The 19518-nt window shown below is 39.4% G+C and carries 14 protein-coding genes and 1 pseudogene; 4 read left to right on the plus strand and 11 right to left on the minus strand.

Features of this window, described 5'->3' with window-relative positions; translation table 11 throughout:
- Positions 1-382: 382 nt before the first annotated feature.
- A pseudogene (locus SANK73390_RS05665) lies at positions 383-589 on the plus strand (PhzF family phenazine biosynthesis protein); the annotation flags it as partial.
- A gap of 96 nt (positions 590-685) precedes the next feature.
- On the opposite strand, the gene SANK73390_RS05670 reads toward SANK73390_RS05665, so the two are convergent.
- Complete coding sequence (locus SANK73390_RS05670) at positions 686-1150, minus strand: DUF2846 domain-containing protein (RefSeq protein ID WP_261625734.1); 465 nt, start codon at positions 1148-1150, stop codon at positions 686-688.
- A 352-nt stretch (positions 1151-1502) separates the two neighbouring features.
- On the opposite strand from SANK73390_RS05670, the gene SANK73390_RS05675 reads away from it, so the two are divergent.
- From SANK73390_RS05675 to SANK73390_RS05685, 3 genes are all read left to right on the plus strand, one after another.
- Positions 1503-2102 carry a Yip1 family protein gene (locus SANK73390_RS05675; protein ID WP_261593270.1) on the plus strand — a complete coding sequence of 200 codons (600 nt, stop codon included), beginning with the start codon at positions 1503-1505 and terminating at the stop codon, positions 2100-2102.
- Between the two features lie 174 nt (positions 2103-2276).
- Entirely contained in the window at positions 2277-3701 is a 1425-nt protein-coding gene (locus tag SANK73390_RS05680) for an alpha-xenorhabdolysin family binary toxin subunit A (RefSeq protein WP_462764546.1), read from the plus strand.
- 68 nt (positions 3702-3769) lie between these two features.
- Positions 3770-6157, plus strand: a complete 2388-nt coding sequence (locus tag SANK73390_RS05685; protein ID WP_462764548.1) for a hypothetical protein — start codon at positions 3770-3772, stop codon at positions 6155-6157.
- Positions 6158-6198: 41 nt separating this feature from the next.
- Here the strand turns inward: SANK73390_RS05685 and SANK73390_RS05690 are convergent, their stop codons facing one another.
- From SANK73390_RS05690 to SANK73390_RS05735, 10 genes are all read right to left on the minus strand, one after another.
- Positions 6199-6825 (minus strand): response regulator, encoded by a 627-nt coding sequence (locus SANK73390_RS05690; protein ID WP_462764550.1) that lies wholly within the window; start codon positions 6823-6825, stop codon positions 6199-6201.
- A 4-nt stretch (positions 6826-6829) separates the two neighbouring features.
- A complete protein-coding gene (locus SANK73390_RS05695; protein ID WP_462764552.1) occupies positions 6830-8560 on the minus strand; it encodes a sensor histidine kinase in 1731 nt (576 codons plus the stop codon).
- An 8-nt stretch (positions 8561-8568) separates the two neighbouring features.
- A complete protein-coding gene (locus tag SANK73390_RS05700; RefSeq protein WP_462764554.1) occupies positions 8569-10044 on the minus strand; it encodes a transporter substrate-binding domain-containing protein in 1476 nt (491 codons plus the stop codon).
- A 206-nt stretch (positions 10045-10250) separates the two neighbouring features.
- Positions 10251-11777: an amidophosphoribosyltransferase gene (purF, locus tag SANK73390_RS05705; RefSeq protein ID WP_462764556.1), complete on the minus strand. Its 1527-nt coding sequence runs from the start codon at positions 11775-11777 to the stop codon at positions 10251-10253.
- Positions 11778-11794: 17 nt separating this feature from the next.
- Positions 11795-12289: a CvpA family protein gene (locus tag SANK73390_RS05710; RefSeq protein WP_261593268.1), complete on the minus strand. Its 495-nt coding sequence runs from the start codon at positions 12287-12289 to the stop codon at positions 11795-11797.
- A 61-nt stretch (positions 12290-12350) separates the two neighbouring features.
- Complete coding sequence (locus SANK73390_RS05715; RefSeq protein WP_462764557.1) at positions 12351-12989, minus strand: SPOR domain-containing protein; 639 nt, start codon at positions 12987-12989, stop codon at positions 12351-12353.
- Positions 12990-13007: 18 nt separating this feature from the next.
- The gene (gene folC, locus SANK73390_RS05720; protein ID WP_462764559.1) at positions 13008-14258 is read right to left on the minus strand and encodes a bifunctional tetrahydrofolate synthase/dihydrofolate synthase; all 1251 of its coding nucleotides are present in this window, start codon (positions 14256-14258) and stop codon (positions 13008-13010) included.
- Between the two features lie 25 nt (positions 14259-14283).
- A complete protein-coding gene (gene accD / locus SANK73390_RS05725) occupies positions 14284-15159 on the minus strand; it encodes an acetyl-CoA carboxylase, carboxyltransferase subunit beta (protein ID WP_462764560.1) in 876 nt (291 codons plus the stop codon).
- A 152-nt stretch (positions 15160-15311) separates the two neighbouring features.
- Positions 15312-16097: a tRNA pseudouridine(38-40) synthase TruA gene (truA, locus tag SANK73390_RS05730; protein WP_462764562.1), complete on the minus strand. Its 786-nt coding sequence runs from the start codon at positions 16095-16097 to the stop codon at positions 15312-15314.
- A gap of 117 nt (positions 16098-16214) precedes the next feature.
- Entirely contained in the window at positions 16215-19199 is a 2985-nt protein-coding gene (locus tag SANK73390_RS05735) for an EAL domain-containing protein (protein WP_462764564.1), read from the minus strand.
- Between the last annotated feature and the right edge of the window lie 319 nt (positions 19200-19518).

A 19518-nucleotide genomic window follows, 5' to 3' on the forward strand; every position in this document is an offset into this window, starting at 1 on the left:
AACCCTGTATCATTATTCTGTGTATATGTTTTTGATGAATTTATGTTAAGTAATATCAGACTTTTTCTGGATAAAGCGCAAAGGAAAGATCGATACACCTTTTTGTGAATATTCCAATTATCGAGTCACTTTAAGAGGTTTACCTATAATAGAAAACCCAGATAATCATACGCATCACTAATGTTATTAGCAATTAAGCAACAAACGTCATGTAAATGAATGTAAATGCCTTAGTCCAAGTAAGGGCTATAAAGGTTTTTCTAATGAATTTGTTTGTTTTATTGCAAATGGTTAAAACGGTATTTCACACTAAATAGTCAACTTTAGGAGATATATTATCTTAGCGTTCGAAATGTTCTGAGCATGTCAATCAGGCAAAAGTCCCGTCTCTTGTGACGATGAAGACCCGGTAATGGGCTCTATTCATACAGGCCTTGCTCCTTACTGGGCGCAGCAACTTGGTAAAAATAGCCTTGTCGCTTATCAAGCGTCAAAACGTGGTGGAGTATTGTACTGCGAGATTGAAAGCGAACGCGTGTTAATAAGTGGGTATGCAGTGAAGTACCTAGAGGGAGTAATTGAGGCTTAACTTTTGTAAGGGTGGCATAAATCTCTAATTTAAGCCTAAACCAAATGGTATCCAAATATCTCTATTTAGATACCATGTTACAAACCAGTTAAAGCATTATAATTGGCTATTGCATTTGCCTTGTTTGGCCAGTTTTAAGGCTGAAACCGCTTTTTTACCTTCTTCTTCGCTAACCACTTCTACATTAGCACCACCAACGAAAGCACCTAACTTAATGTACTGTTCAACAAAATAATGCTTACCAGTTTGTGTCTCTAGCTTCAGTTCATTTGCAGAAAACTCAGATTCTGTTGCTATTGCGTGTTCTTTATTTCCCTCTACCTCAGTATAGAAGAAGACTTTTGGTGCTGTTTCCCCAACACATTTACCATCCACCCAAACGTCTTTTTTGAGAGCAGCTCCAAGCATTGAGTCTCTATAAATATATAACCCAGCCATACCATCAGAAGGTGCTGAAAACTGCTTTGCCTGTTCCGACAACTCTTTTGGCTCAAGTGGAACTGACGAACATCCCGCGAACAATGTAACAGCAGCTACAAATAATAGTGATTTTTTGAACATAGTTACTCCAGTGCTCATTATTTTTATATTTCCTAAAATTAGGCGAGCTGGATAATACTTCTCAAATACATTATTAACAATTAAGAAATAGTCTCGGTGTAAATATTTGTAAATGAAGTGGTAATAGGTACAGTTGATTTATTGACAAATTACACAGAACCTATTCACAGCCAGCGATTAACACCTAAATAACTTCATTAGTCGTTAGTACTGTACGAGAGGTAAACTTTGCTAGGTTCTGAATGTTTCAATTAGACAAAATTTTAACCTAATCTTGACAAAAATCGGCCCGTCTCTCATAACTATACAGACGCTGTATAAAAATAACACAAGAACACTAAAGAGGCAGATTATGATTTTAAACCACTTATGGGGCTTATATGCTCATCCACTCGAAGAGTGGCAAACCATCGATAACCGTCATGAAAGCATGAGATATAGCCTATCCCACATCGCTTTAATTGCACTTATTCCGAGTATTATGGGTTATTACTCTTCAGTGCATCTAGGTTGGAGAATTGGTGTAGGAGAAGCGGTATATCTTACCCATGAAAGCGCACTACTCATTGCGGCTGCTATGTACAGCGCATTGATTTTAGGAATTTTTGCGTTATCTTACTTATCTCATTGGATGGCTGTCACATTTGGCGCTAAACCTACTTTTACACAAACAATTGAGCTGTCGGCTTACACCGCAACACCAATGTTTATGTCGGCGTTTTCAGCATTCTACCCAGAGCTTTGGTTTGTGGTCAGTGTTGGCTTGGTGGCATTAGCTTACTCTGTCTATTTGCTATATACCGGAGTACCTATACTCATGCATATTCCAGAAGAGCGAGGTTTTATTTACGCAAGCTCTGTAGTTACTTGTGGCCTTATTCTATTGGTGATCATTTTAGCGGCTACTGCCATTTTATGGACCAACGGCATTATTAGCCCAACTTTTAGTTAACGCTCAATGTCTCCCATCAGGGAGAAACTAATGTAGTTTCTTCCTGAATTACTTCATCACACTTACCAAACTTAGTCATAACTACTTTTAGGGTTTTTACCCTATATAGACACATCAGATATTTTGTCATGATGAACTCGCTTTAAATCTATTTAATTAACTCGAGGAACAATCATGAAAATAAGTAAACATTTTTCTATCTCTTTACTAAGCGCAACAATGTTAATGAGTATGAATGGCTATGCCAACGAGTATGTAACGTCTGGGGAAGTCTGTCCAACTGAGCATCGTCATGTCACATCAGCGGAAGTTAAAGCAGATCCTCAAAAATATTGTGAAATAATTGGCACATGGTCAATTGTAAGAATTGGCAATGGAGCATCAATTAGCGGTAGTGGATACGGGTGTTCTGTTTTTGAAAATGACACGCGAGGAATGGGTGAAACAATTTGTACAGATCAACCAACACTAAGCACTCTCTCTCCTCAAACCCTTTTCACGGATGATAATGATTTCCTACTCACAGCTGATGAATGGATTGATATTCAAAACTACGTTGCGACTGCTTATGCTTTACCAACAGATGAACCCTCTATGAGGTTGCAACTTCATATGCCAGACGACTTAGGATACGGTGCCAAGTTTCTGGCATTAGCCAATATATATAGCCAAGTAAAAGCAAATGCACGCAATTGGCGAGTCGACACGTACCCATCAGCGGTAGACCTCGCACATAGAATTCACTCATATGCTGGCACCATAGACGATTATTATGATCCACTGATCGCAGCTATAGATGGCTTTATTAATAATGATGATGATAGTTCAGCAGAGTTTGCACAAGTGCTATTAGCAGACTTAGCAGCAACTGCTGAAGCAAATCAGCAGGAGGCACAAATTGTTTTTGAAAAGATCCAACAATTTTCTGCCAAAAATAACGAGTACCATGCATCACTATCTGAAATGCAAAACGGCTTTAAAAAAGATACTTTAAATCTGAGATTAAGTCAGGTTCACCAAAAGCTAGCAAACGCCAAAGCGACACTTGATGATATTGAAGATGAATATCAACATTACGTCACTGTCGCTGCTACTACTCCGACCTATGCATGGGTGCCAGTCGCAGGGTGGATTGCCGCACCTGTAGTCGCTGGTACTTTTGGTGCAAAAGCCGCGCAAGCGATGTCAGCAATGCATACTGTAGAAAAAGAAATAGATGATTTACAAAAAATAGAGCGTCACCTTGTGATCACTATTAATGCTTATGACGCATCTGTTAATAGCCTAAAAAACACTGAAGCGTCTTTAAAAGAAGCTCAACAGTCGGTCGCAAAAATTGAGTCTCACTGGCAATTTATTAAAAGTGACCTAGGAGACATAGTTAAAGACCTAGATGCAGTGGGTAGCAACCTCGAAAAACGATCCAAAATGAAAGCGCGTTTTGCAAAACTCAAACTCGATGTGTGCAGAAGTGACGAAGTTAATCGCTGGAAAGAGGTTGAGAATGATAAATGCAAAAGTGGCGTAATTAATCTCTGGAAAGAGGTTGGGAATAGAGCTTACAAATTTATGGCAAATGCTTACGCCATTTACAATTAGTCTAAAACAGTTGACATGAAACACGCTCATTGGTGGCAACCATCGCCACCATCTCTATAAGGATTGTTATGAAACATCATCGTTTAATCAACTCAATATTCTCGTTGCTAGTATTGCTTTATACCTTTACCTATGGGCTAGTACATGCACAGCCTTGGGATAAAAATCATCAGCTTAGTAATATTGCGCTACACAATTTTAGCTACACTGACGCCAGCGACGATAACTATTTTTTAGCTTCTCCTGTGATCGAGTTTGACTCGCTTCTTAACAGCACACACTGGAATGATAATAATATTTTATATGTGCTGGTAGCCGATACACTCATTATGCCCACTCAAGATATCGACTTAGGAGATAAAATAATTCTCGTGATAGCGCGTGAAGTACACTCCTCCGATGGCGAAAATTTTATTTTGCTAGATGGTGAAGAAAGCGCTTTAGGCTCTTTTGTCGTTTTGCATCAACAATTCAGCGGCAGCTTGCAATTTGGTGCATATTTACCTAGTGGTGCCGAGCAATATCACGATTATCAACAGCAAGATTTAATAGATGGCAAACTAGGGTTTGAATATCACTTCAATGATGGTCATATCAAATCCGGATTAGTATCTGACACCTCTGAATACTTGGAATTAATGAACGATACTCAAGCTGATAAATTTCATGATTTTATGAAATTAGCGATGACAACCTTCGATCAAAACCCGACACTTAGTATTGCACAATTTAATTGGCTCGAGCGTATATTCCACGCAGGGCAAGGGTTACAAAATAATAATAACTTCTCACAACTATATTTAGATATTGTCGCAGCAAAATCATTTTACCAGTCAACATACATGGCGAACCAGATTAATGCCAGCTATGTACCTAAGCTCAATCAAGCGCTATACGTTGATACATTCGATGCACACGCATCCCGGATGCAATACTACAAACAACAATTAGATCGTTTTTCTGATACATCAAGTTCATTCAATGACAAAATCAGTGCAACGAATGCGATGAGAACGCTCCACCAAGATACGTCTCATGCTCAAAAGCAAATACTCGAACGTATTCAAATCAATATTGATAGCCTAATGGCAGACATTAAAGTAAGTCGAGAAAACATATTCAGCCAGCGACTTGCACTTATCAATGCTCAAACGCAGTTCAGTATTGGCTTAACTCGTTGGAAACATGACCAAATCATTGGCTCTATTATCAATGGCTTAAACGCTTCGATGTCGTTTGCAAAAGGTGCGGCAAGTGTTTATGCGGGGGATCCAAATGGCTCGGCAGACATGCTATCAGCTGCTACCTCAGCATACTCTAGCTCAGTTACTTTGGCAAAAGCAATGAAATCACTCAATGGCATGATAGATAACTTAGATGCGATAGAGGCTCAATTAAGTAGTATATACAATGAGCTAAACGCTGATTCACAGGTTTCAGAAATAACCGATAAATTACAAAAATTAGAGGCAATCTCAGTACGTACAGAATTTGATTTAATGCTGTGGGATGCATTTTTAGCAGAGGCTTCTATCAACATTCAGACAGCCATATCAAAAGGTGTCGCTGGTGCATCTAATTATTTAGCCGCATTAAATAAGCTGGTGATTTATAGTAAAACTCTGACACAAATGAAAAATACCATCGCTGTTGAGCAGGCGAGATATCTAGACATAATGCTGATGGACAAAGTAAATCAGAGCCATGCTCAACGACTTTCACAATTAATCAACCACTATCAAAATACACAGCAAGGTTACGATACCTTAGTAGCACAAATTGCTCGAGAACTAGAGCAAGCCAAACGTCCTCTATTCACGGCTCTACAGCACTATATCAGCGCCTATGAGTATTGGAGCTTAAAACCGTCCTCGATCACTTTATCTTTTAACATGAGTTATGCCGACCTCTTATTGTATCGAACAAAAATAGAAGAGGACTACCAACAAGCATTGATCGCTTTTCCAAGGTCACCCCAAACATTTTCCAATATAAAATTGATTATTGATGATGAAGCCCAAATAAGACAACTTAAAGAAACTCGTTCGTTAAATTTAACGATCCCTTTATCTCAACCGGAATTTATAGGCTTAAATCGAGTAAGACTAAACAAAATAAGAGCATGGGTTAAGGGTAAGGATATTCTATTTGGCACTAAAATCACCCTCAACCTGAAAAACTCTGGTGTCTATGAGGATAAATATAATGGTAACGTTTATCGATTTGCTGGCAAAGCAACAAAGCGAGGCTTTCAATACTTAAACTGGGCACAATCCCCAAAAATACTCATTGATGGGGATGTGAGCAACGAGTTTCAATTTGCTTATTTCGAACCAACACCGTTTACCCAGTGGCAAATCACTCTTGCGGATGACGATTTAAATCAAGGTTTCCAAGTTGAGAATATTGAGCGCTTAGAGCTAGAGTTCTTTGGTAATGCGATCACCCAATTTTAGCACCTGACTCATGTATGAATCATCTAAATGTCTAAGCTCGACTATATGTCGAGCTTTTCATCAAATGCGTAACGCGCAAGTTCAACAGATTTATGTAAATTAAGTTTGCGCATAATTTTAACTCTATGCGCATCTACCGTTTTATGAGAAATATATAACCTTTCCCCAATTTCTTTATTGGAGTAACCATTAACAATTAATCTCACAATTTCCTTTTCTCGTTCCGTTAATTGTTGTTCGGTTGAGTTGGCTCTATGTGTATCGAGCTTTTGTTGTATTTGACTATTCAAAAAACACTTTCTGTGTAAAACACTATCAATGGCCAAAGTCAATTCTTCAAAAGCAGCATCTTTAACAATATAGCCATCTGCGCCGGCGTTTAAAGCACGATCGACAACACGTAGGTCGCAATGCATAGAAAGCATAAGTACTTTGCAAGGTAAGTGTTTTTGTTTTAGTCGACTAGTAAGCTCTATGCCATTTAACATTGGCATAGAAATGTCTAAAATTGCCACATCTGGTACTCGTTCTACAATAAGCCGCTGCGCGGTTTCACCATCAGATGCCTCTCCAACTAAAGACAGTTCTGACTTAGACTCTATTAAAGATATAAGCCCCTGTTTAAATATTTGGTGATCATCCGCGACGAAAATTTTTGTCTTTTTCATCGTATCACTCCTTTGGGATAGGTAACTGAAATTCAACTCGCGTGCCGTCTGGGTTCACCGGTTTGAGTGAAAATTGTGCGCCAATTAAATTTGCTCTTTCTTCCATCGTTAGAAGGCCCAGTCCATTTTGCTTATCTCGTTGCGAAAGCCCTGTGCCGTTATCTTCAACTGCTAATACAATAAACCTGTCTTGTATATACAATTGAACACAAATTACCGAGGCCAATGCATGCTTCTGCGCATTACATAAAGCTTCTTGGAAACAACGAAAAAGGTGCTCTTTTTGGCTTTCGTTGTGCAACTGCAAACTTTCAAGGGACAACTGTATTTGCACATCATTGCCGACAAATTTTTCTACAAACCCTTCAATTAATTGAGATAAAAGGCATTCCGCGTAATCAGGTGCTCGTAACCCATGTGCAAGGCGCCTTAAATCTTGAGATGCAGACGTAATCATATCTACCAACTTAGGTAATGACTCCCCGCCTTGAGTAGACGCAATGCACATTTGAATATGTATTTTTATTGCCAATAGTTGAGGTGCAACACCATCATGAAGCTCCCGAGACAATCTGGTTCGTTCTTCTTCTTGTGTGCTGAGCAGCTTGATTGCCAACGACTGCCTTTTGTTCGCCAGTAACTTTGCACGCATAGCAACCTTTTTAAGTTCGGCTCGCTTTTGAGCTACTTCATCCCCTCGTGTTTCTACCTCTTCGAGCAAAAATGAGTTATCAAATCTTAAAACATGTTGCCCTCGTATTTTGTCCCCAAGTTCACTTAACATGTACTGTCGATTAGAAAGTAAAGAGTCGATACATTCTTGCACCACTGCCTGCAAATTTCTCACCTCTTTGCATTGTACAGATACCATAGGTGACAAAGAATGGGCATTTAGAAGCTTAGGATCACCTCGAACCTTGGAAACAAAAAAGGTGAATTTTCTAATACTGCGTACCGATCGGTAGTACTTCATGTGGAAGTATATACATACTAAAATTCCTACCAAAGTCAGTAGAACCAAACTTAAAAGTGGATAATACCTAGAGTGCCAAATGCTCTGCTCTTGAGCTAATTCAACTTTGAGATACATTTGATTAATAGGCCGAGCCTTATTTTTCCCAGTGGTGTAGCTATCAGCAATATATATTGGAAATATTCCGCTGCTTGGTATTATAAACTGCTTGTTGCTATGGTTTACCTTATTTTGTACGAAGGAAAGCTTTAACCCTATCGTTACTTCTTGCTGTTTCACCTGCCTAAGCGAAAGCAACTGTCTTGCAACCCAAATAATAGGAGTCTTACCAAGCTCATCTTTGATAATTTGTGTTTCTAATATCAAATGCTTAGTTTCATTTTGCTTAAACTCGGAAAGTAACCGTATCTCTGGAGCCTTTCTTAATTGAGAATAGCTTGGCAATGGCGACAATGTAATATCACGTTTACCAGATAGATAGGTATGTTGGGAATATGGAGACACTTTCACTATCTGCATGTTCTTGGGAAACAGAGGGCTTTTAGACAAATTTGTGTCAATTGTGCTATTTTGAACATCTTGTAGCATTTGTAACACAAAGATATTATTACTTGCCCGAAGAAATAGCTTTTCCAAAAAAAGGTTAGCCCCACTCATTAGCTGACTTTGAGTAGCAATATGTAATCGATTTAATTCTAGGCCCATCAAGGCCACTGTTAAAAACAGGAATACACACAGTGCAACGAGTGGCTTAAATGGCATCAATATTTTCAAAGTGTAACTTGGTCTTCAGGTAAAAATGGGCGATGTTGTATTGGAAACGTCAAAACAATATCTTTATTTTCATCGTGCTCAACAAAACATGTCGACATCGCATGAACACATACTAAGAGATCGTCATAATCTAGTTCTCTCGGAATAAGTATAGAGGCAGTCATATTCGTTCCCTGCTTTACTGCGTTATAGCTAATTTCGTACCTAACATGCTCAGCAATCATAACTAAGTTGCACCAATACACATGAGGAATAAGTACTAAGTAGCTGTGATTAAGCCATTTACCTGTGTAACAATCATCAGGTAATAATGATAAACACTGCATTTCAAATTGTTTTTGTATTTCAAATAAACTTGTCAAACCCAGTTCATCAGCCAACAAGTCGGAACCATCCATTTTTAATAGTAATGGCAGGTACTCCCCCACACTATTTTGCTGGGTTGTTTCAATTATTATTTTTTGAATTTCACTTCTACTGTATATTCTTCGATTAGGCTCATGAAAGGTTTTTTTGTGGGCTAACGCTAGTGTATTTTTTTGCCTTCCTCTGAAAAGGATAAATAGAATCAAACATACGACAACAAATAAAATAATTGCACTTTCGGAAAATAAAAGTACCCAAGCCGGGATTAAATCTGTTGTTGCATATTTATTTTCCCAATACTCTTGAATTACTCTTTTCTCATTTTCACTGATATTTTGTACGGCTTTGTTTAAGACACTTAATAAAACATCATCATCACTTCTAACAGCAATACTTAACATCATATGCTCAGGCAAGCGCTCTGCGATTTTTAAATTCATATACCCGTAGTGGTTTATTGAGAAAGCAATAACCATCGCACTATCAACAAAACCATCTACCTTCAGTGCTGATGCTAAGTTCATTCCTTCACGCACAGATTTCACATAACGTAGTTTAATATTAGGATAATTAACCCTTAGCTTTTCTTCGTAAGAATATCCTTCTACAAGAGCGATCGTTTTGTTTCTGTAAGACTCGTTTGTACTCCAATCAATATCTTTATGTGTTGTTATTGCAAATGCATAGGACAGGTAAGGCTGGGTAAAATTAACATAAAGATCCCTTACTTGCGTTTGCATTGCGGCTGATATGAAATCGCAGTCTTTTCTTTTTATTGCTTCTAACGTGCTGGTCCATGTATTTGTCGGAAATAACTCGAAGTCAATACCTAACCCACTAGAAACAAGCGCTAAGTAATCAGCAATATAGCCCTGATGAACTTGCCCACTATCTATCCACTCCAAAGGCATCCACTGTGGATCTGCGCAGTATGTAAACGAGAGTTGGTCATCCAAGTAATTTCTTTCTTCAGCAGTTAAATATCTGAGTAAACTCCCTTTGCCTTGGTAGAGCAAACCCTTGGTTTCTCGACCTTCGCATATATTCCAATATGTGATGCTAAATAGGGATATCATGAAAACAACCCACAAGCTGATAAGTCGCATGGACTTCCCACAAAAAATAAACTTCAATCATTAGTTTATACCAAAAGTTAACATATGTATCAACATTGGAAACTTAAAACTCACAAAAAAACAACAGTTATTCAGCCTGAATTTCTGTGTGATGTTTTCTGACGATATAAAAATGCCTGATGAATAATCATCAGGCATTTCTTGGTGGAAGCACTATGAATGGTGAGAACTAGATATTACTCACCTTCTCCAGTTTCCTGATTATGTAGCTCTAAGCTAGAAGACATCGCTTTTTCACGGGTTGATTTTGCTGAATCATTACGCATCGCATCCACACGGTTCAAATAGTTCTGATCAATATCCCCAGTAATGTATTGACCATCAAATACGGATGTTTCAAAACTGGTTATCTCAGGATTCTCTTCACGTACCGCTGCAATTAAATCTGGTAGTGATTGATAGATTAAACCATCAGCACCGATACTTGCGTTGATATCTTCAACCTCACGACCATGGGCTATCAATTCCGCTGCAGATGGCATATCAATGCCATACACATTAGGGAATCGTACTTCAGGCGCAGCAGACGCAAAGTAAACGTTCTTAGCACCAGCGTCACGAGCCATCTCAACGATTTGCGCTGAGGTAGTACCACGTACAATTGAGTCGTCGACTAATAGTACATTTTTCCCTTTAAATTCACTGTCAATTGCATTTAACTTACGACGCACCGACTTTTTACGCATTTCCTGACCAGGCATAATGAAAGTGCGGCCAATATAACGGTTTTTAACAAAGCCTTGACGGTATGGCAAATCTAATATTGAAGCTATTTCTAAAGCAATATCACAAGATGTTTCAGGAATAGGTATTACCACATCTATCTCTTTATCTGACCAATCTTTAGCTATTTTTTCACCTAACTTAGTACCCATGTTCATACGAGTTGCGTACACCGACATTTTATCCATAACAGAATCCGGACGTGCAAAATATACAAACTCAAAAATACAGGGTGAATGACTGGTTTTTTCAGCACAAGATTGTGAGTAGAATTCACCAGCTTCGTTAACATAAATCGCTTCACCCGGCGCTACATCTCGGACAAAATCATAACCATCAATTTTCAGCGCCACACTTTCAGAAGCAAACATGTACTCAGTACCTTGCGCGGTTTCACGCTTACCAAATACTAAGGGGCGTATACCACTTGGGTCTCTAAATGCCAAAACACCATGACCAATGATCATGGCAATGCTTGCATAACCACCAATAACTTGACTATTGACTTCACTGATAGCTGCAAACATATCTTGCGCATCCAGCTTCATCTTTTGTGTCTTGCCCAATTCGTGAGCAAGAATATTCAAAAGAATTTCTGAGTCCGACGTGGTGTTAACATGACGACGAGCCTGAGTAAATAACCGCTCTTTTAGTGCCTCAGCATTGGTTAAATTACCGTTATGCGCAAGCGCGATTCCAAAAGGTGAGTTTACATAAAAAGGCTGCGCTTCAGCTGAGCTTGAAGATCCTGCAGTTGGGTAACGTACATGACCGATACCAATGCTGCCTTGTAGCCGCTTCATATGACGTGTATGAAACACATCTTTTACTAAGCCATTTGCTTTACGTAAGCTAAACGTATTGTTGTCAATGGTAATTATACCTGCCGCATCTTGACCACGGTGCTGCAAAACAGTTAAGCCATCATAGATCGCCTGATTAACAGGAGACTTTCCGACTATCCCAACGATACCACACATTAAATTTTCCTCGCCGATTAACGGTTTACTGAATTTAAAAAGCTGGAGTTATGCTCTAGATAGGAAAAAAACCACTCTATTACAAAGCCAAATTCAGGGATCAAAGTAGATGCTGGCCACCACTGCGTATTTGGCGCATTGGTGAATGCATCCAGAAAAAACAATAAGGCGCTCACGACCAACACGCCCCTTAAAGCACCAAACACTAATCCAAAGATCCTGTCTGTGCCGGTTAAGCCTGTGCGTTGCACAATCTCACCTAAAATATAGTTAACAAATCCACCCAACAGTAACGTCGCAAAAAATAATATGGCAATTGCGGCGGCATTTCTTAAAAGGGGTTCTGAAATGGGAGTTAGGAAGGTTGCTAAATATTGGTAAAACAAGCTGGAGATGAAAAAGGCGCCAATCCAAACGGCTAATGACATCGCTTCTTTTACAAAGCCACGAATTAATCCAAATAAAGTCGATAATCCGACGATACCGGCAATGGTGTAATCAACCCAGATCATATAAACCAATAAGTCGTTAATTTGGGGCGCATTCTATAAGAGCTGCAGGGTAATTACCAGATCATTTTACAATTTCAAATTGTGTCAAACGCCCATTAAGTTTAGTTAATGTCTTTAATTTTGGTAACTTAGCTTCGAGTTTTGCCTTATTTAAATCAGGCCCTACAAACACTTTAGTGAGTGTACCGTTAGGTGTTTTAACTGGTCGTGTAAATGCTTTAAAACCATTTTTCTTGAGCTTGGCCACTAACGCATCAACGTTTGGTTTGTGAGAAAAGCTGCCTAATTGAATCACATAGGCCATACTTGTTAAGTTAGAACTAGGCACGCGTTTAGGTTCTGACGCTGATATAGCAACCTGCTTAGGCGTTGATTTTTGTTCAATTTTAGGTTTATCGCTCTGTGTTGGCGCTTCTTGGGATTCAACGGTAATATCGTCATCAGTACTTGCGGCAACAAACTTGTGATCATCAGATGCAATATCTTCAATCGGTGCACCTTGCACCTGCGGCCCTTGAGCTGCACGTTCATCAATAACAGCTTGTAAGTCTACGGTTGCGAACTCAGGACGCTCAGGAATTGCTTTGAAGCCTTCTTTGAAGTGCACTTTTTCACCATCAAGAATATTTGGAATAAAAATGATGGCGGCTACAACAACAATACTAGTGCCCACTAAACGGTTTATAAATCCTGAGTCCACGTTACTACTCTCTATTTTTTATTTTTGCCAATACTCAATGGCTTGAGCCACTGTAACAAACGAGCCAAATATAATAAGTGCAGTATCACTTGGCTGCATCGGAACAATATTATCTAGCGCTAAACTAATATCACTGTAGCATGTTGCTTGTAAGGGTAATAAAGCACGCAAGTTCTCTGCCTGTTCAGCCCTTGGACCTTGCAAAGAAGAACATGACCAAATATCAACCACGCCAGATACTTCGTTGATCACACTTGCTTTATCTTTATCTGCAAGCATAGCGATTAATGCATGAATTTTAAACCCTTGTGACTTTAGCTGAATCATTTTTTGTCGTAAATAGCGCGCTGATTCAGGATTATGCGCCACATCGGTATATACTTTAGGCGTGTCACTCAAGCATTGAAAACGCCCTTCTACGGTAAGTGAAGCTAAGCATGAAGTAATCACCTCTTGCGCTGGTAGTAAAGCCAGTTTAGCAAGTAGTGTTAGCGCTGTTGAAACATTTTGAATCGGGATAGTTGGCGTGGCAAATTCATAATGGTAGTTTTGATACTGCCATTTAAAACCCTCAAGCGTAACTGAATGGTTAAAATCACGATTAGCCAACACCATGTCTGCGTTAATTGCTTGACCGTAGTCAGTGACTGTGTGAGGTATATCTAAATCACCAACAATTGCAACGGTGTTAGGCCTAAAAATACCAGCTTTATCGTAACCAACAAGTTCCCTAGTATCACCAAGGTACTCTTTATGGTCTAAGTCAATAGTGGTGATCACACTCGCATAAGGGGTCACAATGTTTGTGGCATCAAAACGCCCGCCTAAACCCACTTCTAAAAGTATAAAATCAACGTTATAGCGCTTAAATATTGCAAGCGCGCCCAATGTACCATACTCAAAAAATGTCAGTTGCGTATCGCCTCTGCCTGTATCCAGCATATAAAATGCATCGATATGATCTTGGTCATCTAACGCTTTGCCATTGATACGAACACGCTCGTTATAGTGCATTAAATGAGGAGAAGCGTAAGTGCCAACACGATAACCTTGGGCCAGTAGAATGGATTCTAAACAACGAGCTGTTGTGCCTTTACCATTCGTGCCACCGATTAAAATAATCTTGCTTGATGTATTGAGTATCTGGGTTTGCTCAGCAACGCGTTTTACACGTTCGAGTCCCATTTCGATGGTTGAAGGGTGAACACCCTCAATATAACAAAGCCAATCATCAAGGCTTGATGATTGGCTTGGAGTATGAACTGTCATCAAATAGTAGCTTAACTAAAGAAATTTACGCTACTCTATGCTCTTGTTCAGTAGAAGGCAAGTCCATAAATTTTGCCAAAATGCGAGCCAATGTATCACGCATTTCGCGGCGGTCGACAATCATATCAATTGCACCATGCTCTAGTAAGAACTCACTACGTTGGAACCCTTCAGGAAGTGTTTCACGTACTGTTTGCTCAATAACACGAGGCCCTGCAAAACCAATAAGCGCTTTTGGTTCAGCAACGTTGATATCTCCAAGCATCGCTAAAGAGGCTGAAACACCTCCCATTGTTGGGTCTGTTAATACTGAGATAAATGGCAATCCACGCTCGGACATTTTAGCCAGTGCAGCACTGGTTTTTGCCATTTGCATTAATGACATCAGTGCCTCTTGCATGCGTGCTCCACCTGACGATGAAAAGCAGATCAATGGCATATCATGTTTTAAGCATTCATCTACCGCATCAACAAAGCGCGCACCAACAACAGATGCCATTGAGCCACCCATAAAAGCAAACTCAAATGATACAGCTGCCACAGGCATTCCTTTAAGGCGACCCTTCATGGCAACCAGCGCGTCTTTTTCACCACTGACTTTTTGGGCCGCGCTAATACGGTCTGAGTATTTTTTTGAATCTCTGAATTTCAGAATGTCTTTTGGCTCATGATGCGCCCCCAATTCCTGACGTTCAGCATCATCCAAAAATAGCTCCAAACGTTTTCTAGCACTCAAACGCATATGATGATCGCATTTAGGACATACGTTTAGAGACTTTTCTAATTCGGCTTTGTATAAAATAGAATCACAATCGGCACATTTTGCCCAAACACCTTCAGGGATCTCTTTTTTACCTGTCGATTTAGTCGTCTTAGGTAAGATTTTTTCTAACCAACTCATTGGCAACTCTCTTATTGCTAATTCTGTGTCGCAATGTCTGTGTCTGTACAGACAAATTTTATTAATTAAAACATGAATTAGTTGCCAGAGATATAAAAAACTGGTCTTAGTAGTCCAATATATTCTAGCTCTTTAGCAACTAATTTGAATGATTATTCCGGTAAAAACAATGGTCCTAGTGGCGTTGAAGGAATTTGCCACTTATCAGGATAATCCACATCAACCAAATATAAGCCATTTGGTTTAGCCGTAGCACTGGCCTGAGTACGGTCTTTGATGGTCAATAAATGCACCATCCAATCAGGTGATTCTTTACCAATACCAATATCAATTAAACACCCAGTAATATTTCTTACCATATGGTGCAAAAACGCATTAGCTTTGATATCTATCACCACATACTTGCCAACTCTTTGAACATCTAAGTGGTGAATGTTGCGAAAAGGTGTATTAGACTGGCAGTGAACCGCTCTAAAAGAAGTAAAATCTTGCTCACCTAACATGGCCGGACAAGCGGCTTGCATCAGTTTTTCGTCCAACTGATGGTGATAGTGCGTCACGCCACTGCGTAAAATTCCTGGTCGATATGGGTGATTATAAATTACGTAACGATAGCGTCTTGCCGTGGCGCTAAAGCGTGCATGAAATTCATCATCAACTTGCACCGCATAGCGAATAGCAATGTCATCTGGTAATTGCGAATTAAGCCCAAGGGTAAAAGCACTCATATCTCGCTGAGCATGAGTATCAAAATGTACAACTTGGCCTGTCGCGTGTACACCTGCATCGGTGCGTCCTGCACACACAATATCCACACGATGATTGCATATCCGTGACAACGCCGTTTCTAACTCTTGTTGAATACTATTCACATGTGATTGTCGTTGCCAACCACTATAATTTGCACCATTATACTCAATACCTAATGCAACACGCATAGTCACTCTTTACCTCTTTTCACAATAGCGGTGCATTTTATGCGATTGCAGTTGCGAATAAAAGCACAGAGACACCAACACACCAGCTAATCACAACTTAATATCATAAATAAAGACTTAACTAAGCTGTTTTAGCTTTAGCCGTTCACAAAATGCGGCAACCTCAGAACCTGCAATTGGAGGGCTATAAAAGTAGCCTTGTACAATAAAACAGTTATTTTTTTGTAAAAATTCAACTTGCTCTTTTGTTTCAACACCTTCAGCAACAACTTGCAACTGCAGCTTTTGTGCCATAGCAATTATTGCAGCCGTGATCTCCATATCATTTTGGTCCTCAGGAATATCTTTAACAAAAGAACGATCGACTTTTAACATGTCCACAGGAAAACGCTTCAAGTAGCTCAAGGAAGAATAGCCTGTACCAAAATCATCAATCGATAAAGCGACACCCAATTTTTTAATCTCATGGAGTTGTGAAATTGCCGCTTCCACATTCCCCATTAACATACTTTCTGTTAACTCAAGATGCAGCAAATGCGGTGACATATTAGTACGTGTAAACACTTCAGATAAAGTGCTTATTAAACGTTCATCTTTAAACTGACGAGCAGAGAGGTTAATCGACATATTACCTGCTTTACCCATTGCTTGTAACTGAGTTGAAAAACCACACGCTTCTTCAAGTACCCACGCACCCAACTCAACAATTAAACCCGTGGCTTCAGCAATATGAATAAACTTATCTGGTGGAATAAAGCCTTGCTCAGGATGATACCAACGGATTAAAGCTTCATAACCTATTACCTCCAAAGTTTTACTATTAACTTGGGGCTGATAGTGTAGTCTAAATTGCTGTTCTTTAATCGCAATACGTAACTCATTCTCAATATATAACCGCTCGTTCGCAGCGGCATCTAATTCCTGAGAATAAAAATGGAAAGTATTACGCCCTTTCGCTTTTGCTTCATACATTGCTAAATCTGCATGCTTTAGCAATTGTTCTTCTTCTTGGCTATCAAAAGGTGCCATAGTAATCCCAATACTGGCACTCACAATCACCTCATTATTACCAAGTTTAATTGGCTTATTAATTGTACGCTGAATTGTATGTGCGACATCCATCGCGTTATCACGATTATCAATCCCACTGAGTAACACCGCAAATTCATCCCCACCAAGGCGAGCTATGGTATCTTCTGCTCGCAATCGGTTTTTAAGCCTCTCAGCCACTTCAACCAGCAACCTATCCCCGGCATCATGGCCTAAAGTATCGTTGATCCGTTTAAATTCATCTAAATCGAAATAAAACAGCGCAAAGGCGTAATGACCTCGCCCCGCTAAAGCCATCGACTTTCGCAGTTGCATTCTAAAGTACGCTCTATTCGCTAAACCCGTTAATGCATCAAAGTACGCTAACTCTTCCATTTTCCGTTGGCTTTCTTTGACAAAAGAAATATCTTGAGCTGAAGCAACATAGCTTGAAATAGTGCCATCTACTTCACGAATAGGAGAAATACTCAGGCTCACCCAAATTGGGGCAACGCCAGAACCTGCAAGTATTGTATCACCCCTCCAGTAATTTCGACTTCTTAGGTCTATGTCAATATCATCAACCAAAATAGCCATATCGGATGAGATAATATTGAGCAGCGACTGACCAATAAAGTGCTCTGGAGTAAACCCTGTCATTTCGACCATTTTTGGGTTTACATAATCTATTTCAAACTTACCATTGGTAATTGCCACTGCAGTGCCAGAAAAAGACACCGCTTTAGATAGTCGATTTGCTTGTTTTTCTGCTTTTTCTTTTTCTGCAATTCGCTGGTTTAAACCACTAACGAGTACTTTAATTTCACTACTCATTTTATTTACCGCATCGTTAAGTAGTCCTATTTCATCATTACTCGTTGGTAAGTTAGGTGTTTCCCACAAACCTTTTCCAAAACCACTAACAGCTCCAACAAGTGCATTAATACGACTTAAAACAAGCTGATATAAAACCTGATGGAGCAACAATGCAACAAACGCGGCATATAAAATAAATAATCCAAAAAACTTTATTTTCAACGCTTCAATGGTGGTTAAACTTGAATCCCGTTTTTTATAAACACCTAAATACCAACCTAACTGTTTGAGTTTAACAATGTTAATAATATGCGCTTGTCCTTCACGCTGAAACTCCCCCTGATATTCAAACAACTTGGCTTCAACAACAGGCTGGAATACTTTATCCAGTTCAGGAAAAAGTGCTAAAGGCATATTCGTATCATGATTTTGTACACTCGATTTATTCATGCTAGGTGCAGCTATTACCTTTCCTTGTGTATTAACAATCGCAAAATTCTGATGGTCATCTGATAAGAAAAGTTGAGATAACATATGTTTAAGTTCAATATCTGAGCCTGTAAAACCAACGTACTCATCTTTATAATAGAGTGGCACTAAAATACTAATCACCCACTTATTCCACACTTTATCGAAATGCACGTCTGACCAAAGCCCTTCTCTGGTAGGGTTTAACTCCTCTCGAAGCATGGGCAAAAAATGAGAATTAAATACCAGCTGTTTATCTTCATTGTTTATTAAGGCATTAGGCGGCGATACACGTACAAAACCCGCATTCATGTTAACGTAAAAATTAAAAAAGTCTTGTAAAAGCGCGGGGGCTAACACGTTCCATAACGATTCTGATTGAGAAAAAAGGTGTTGCTGCTCAGTGGTCAGTTCAACACTTTTAAGCTGTGCAGCAGATAGGCCATTGCTGGCGGTACTTTGGAATACACCTTGTTTAAAACTAATATCGACAGGTAGCACGTTAGATACATTATTTGTTTGATACAGTAACTCTTTTGCAACAGTCGTATTCGCTTGCTCAGCGAGGTTAGCTTTATGATCTAAATACTGATTAAAACGTTTAACTACTTGGCGGCTAACATGTTTAAGCTGCTCATACTCTTCTTGAGCAAGCTGCCTCTCTTCTGATTTTAGCATTAATGCAGCTGCAAAAATGCCCGCGATCACACATACCGCTGAAATAAGTACAGATAGTTTAACACTGAGCGAGTGTATACCTAAACGCGAAGGGGGTCGGCGATTGGCCACGGCTAAACCCTTATATTGGTTATTATTTTTATGCTAACTTAGTCGAGCAAATATAACAGATACTTTAGAATTACGCCAAGACTGTAAGCGACTCTCTTTGTTAAATTAAAGTAGGGGTTGTTGATCTTTGAGGTATGAATTTTGTTCAAATCAAAGGCTTTCATTACGCGAAATGAGCAATGCAGCATAATAATTTATGTCAGTTGCGAATGACAAAGTAGTGGAAGCCTTTGGTTGAAGCCTTTGGACAGCGCCATTCGGGCATTTTTTCTACGTTATCACCTGACTTACATAGAATAACTATGCGACGCAGGCTCTA

The sequence above is a fragment of the Pseudoalteromonas sp. SANK 73390 genome, from assembly GCF_054966645.1.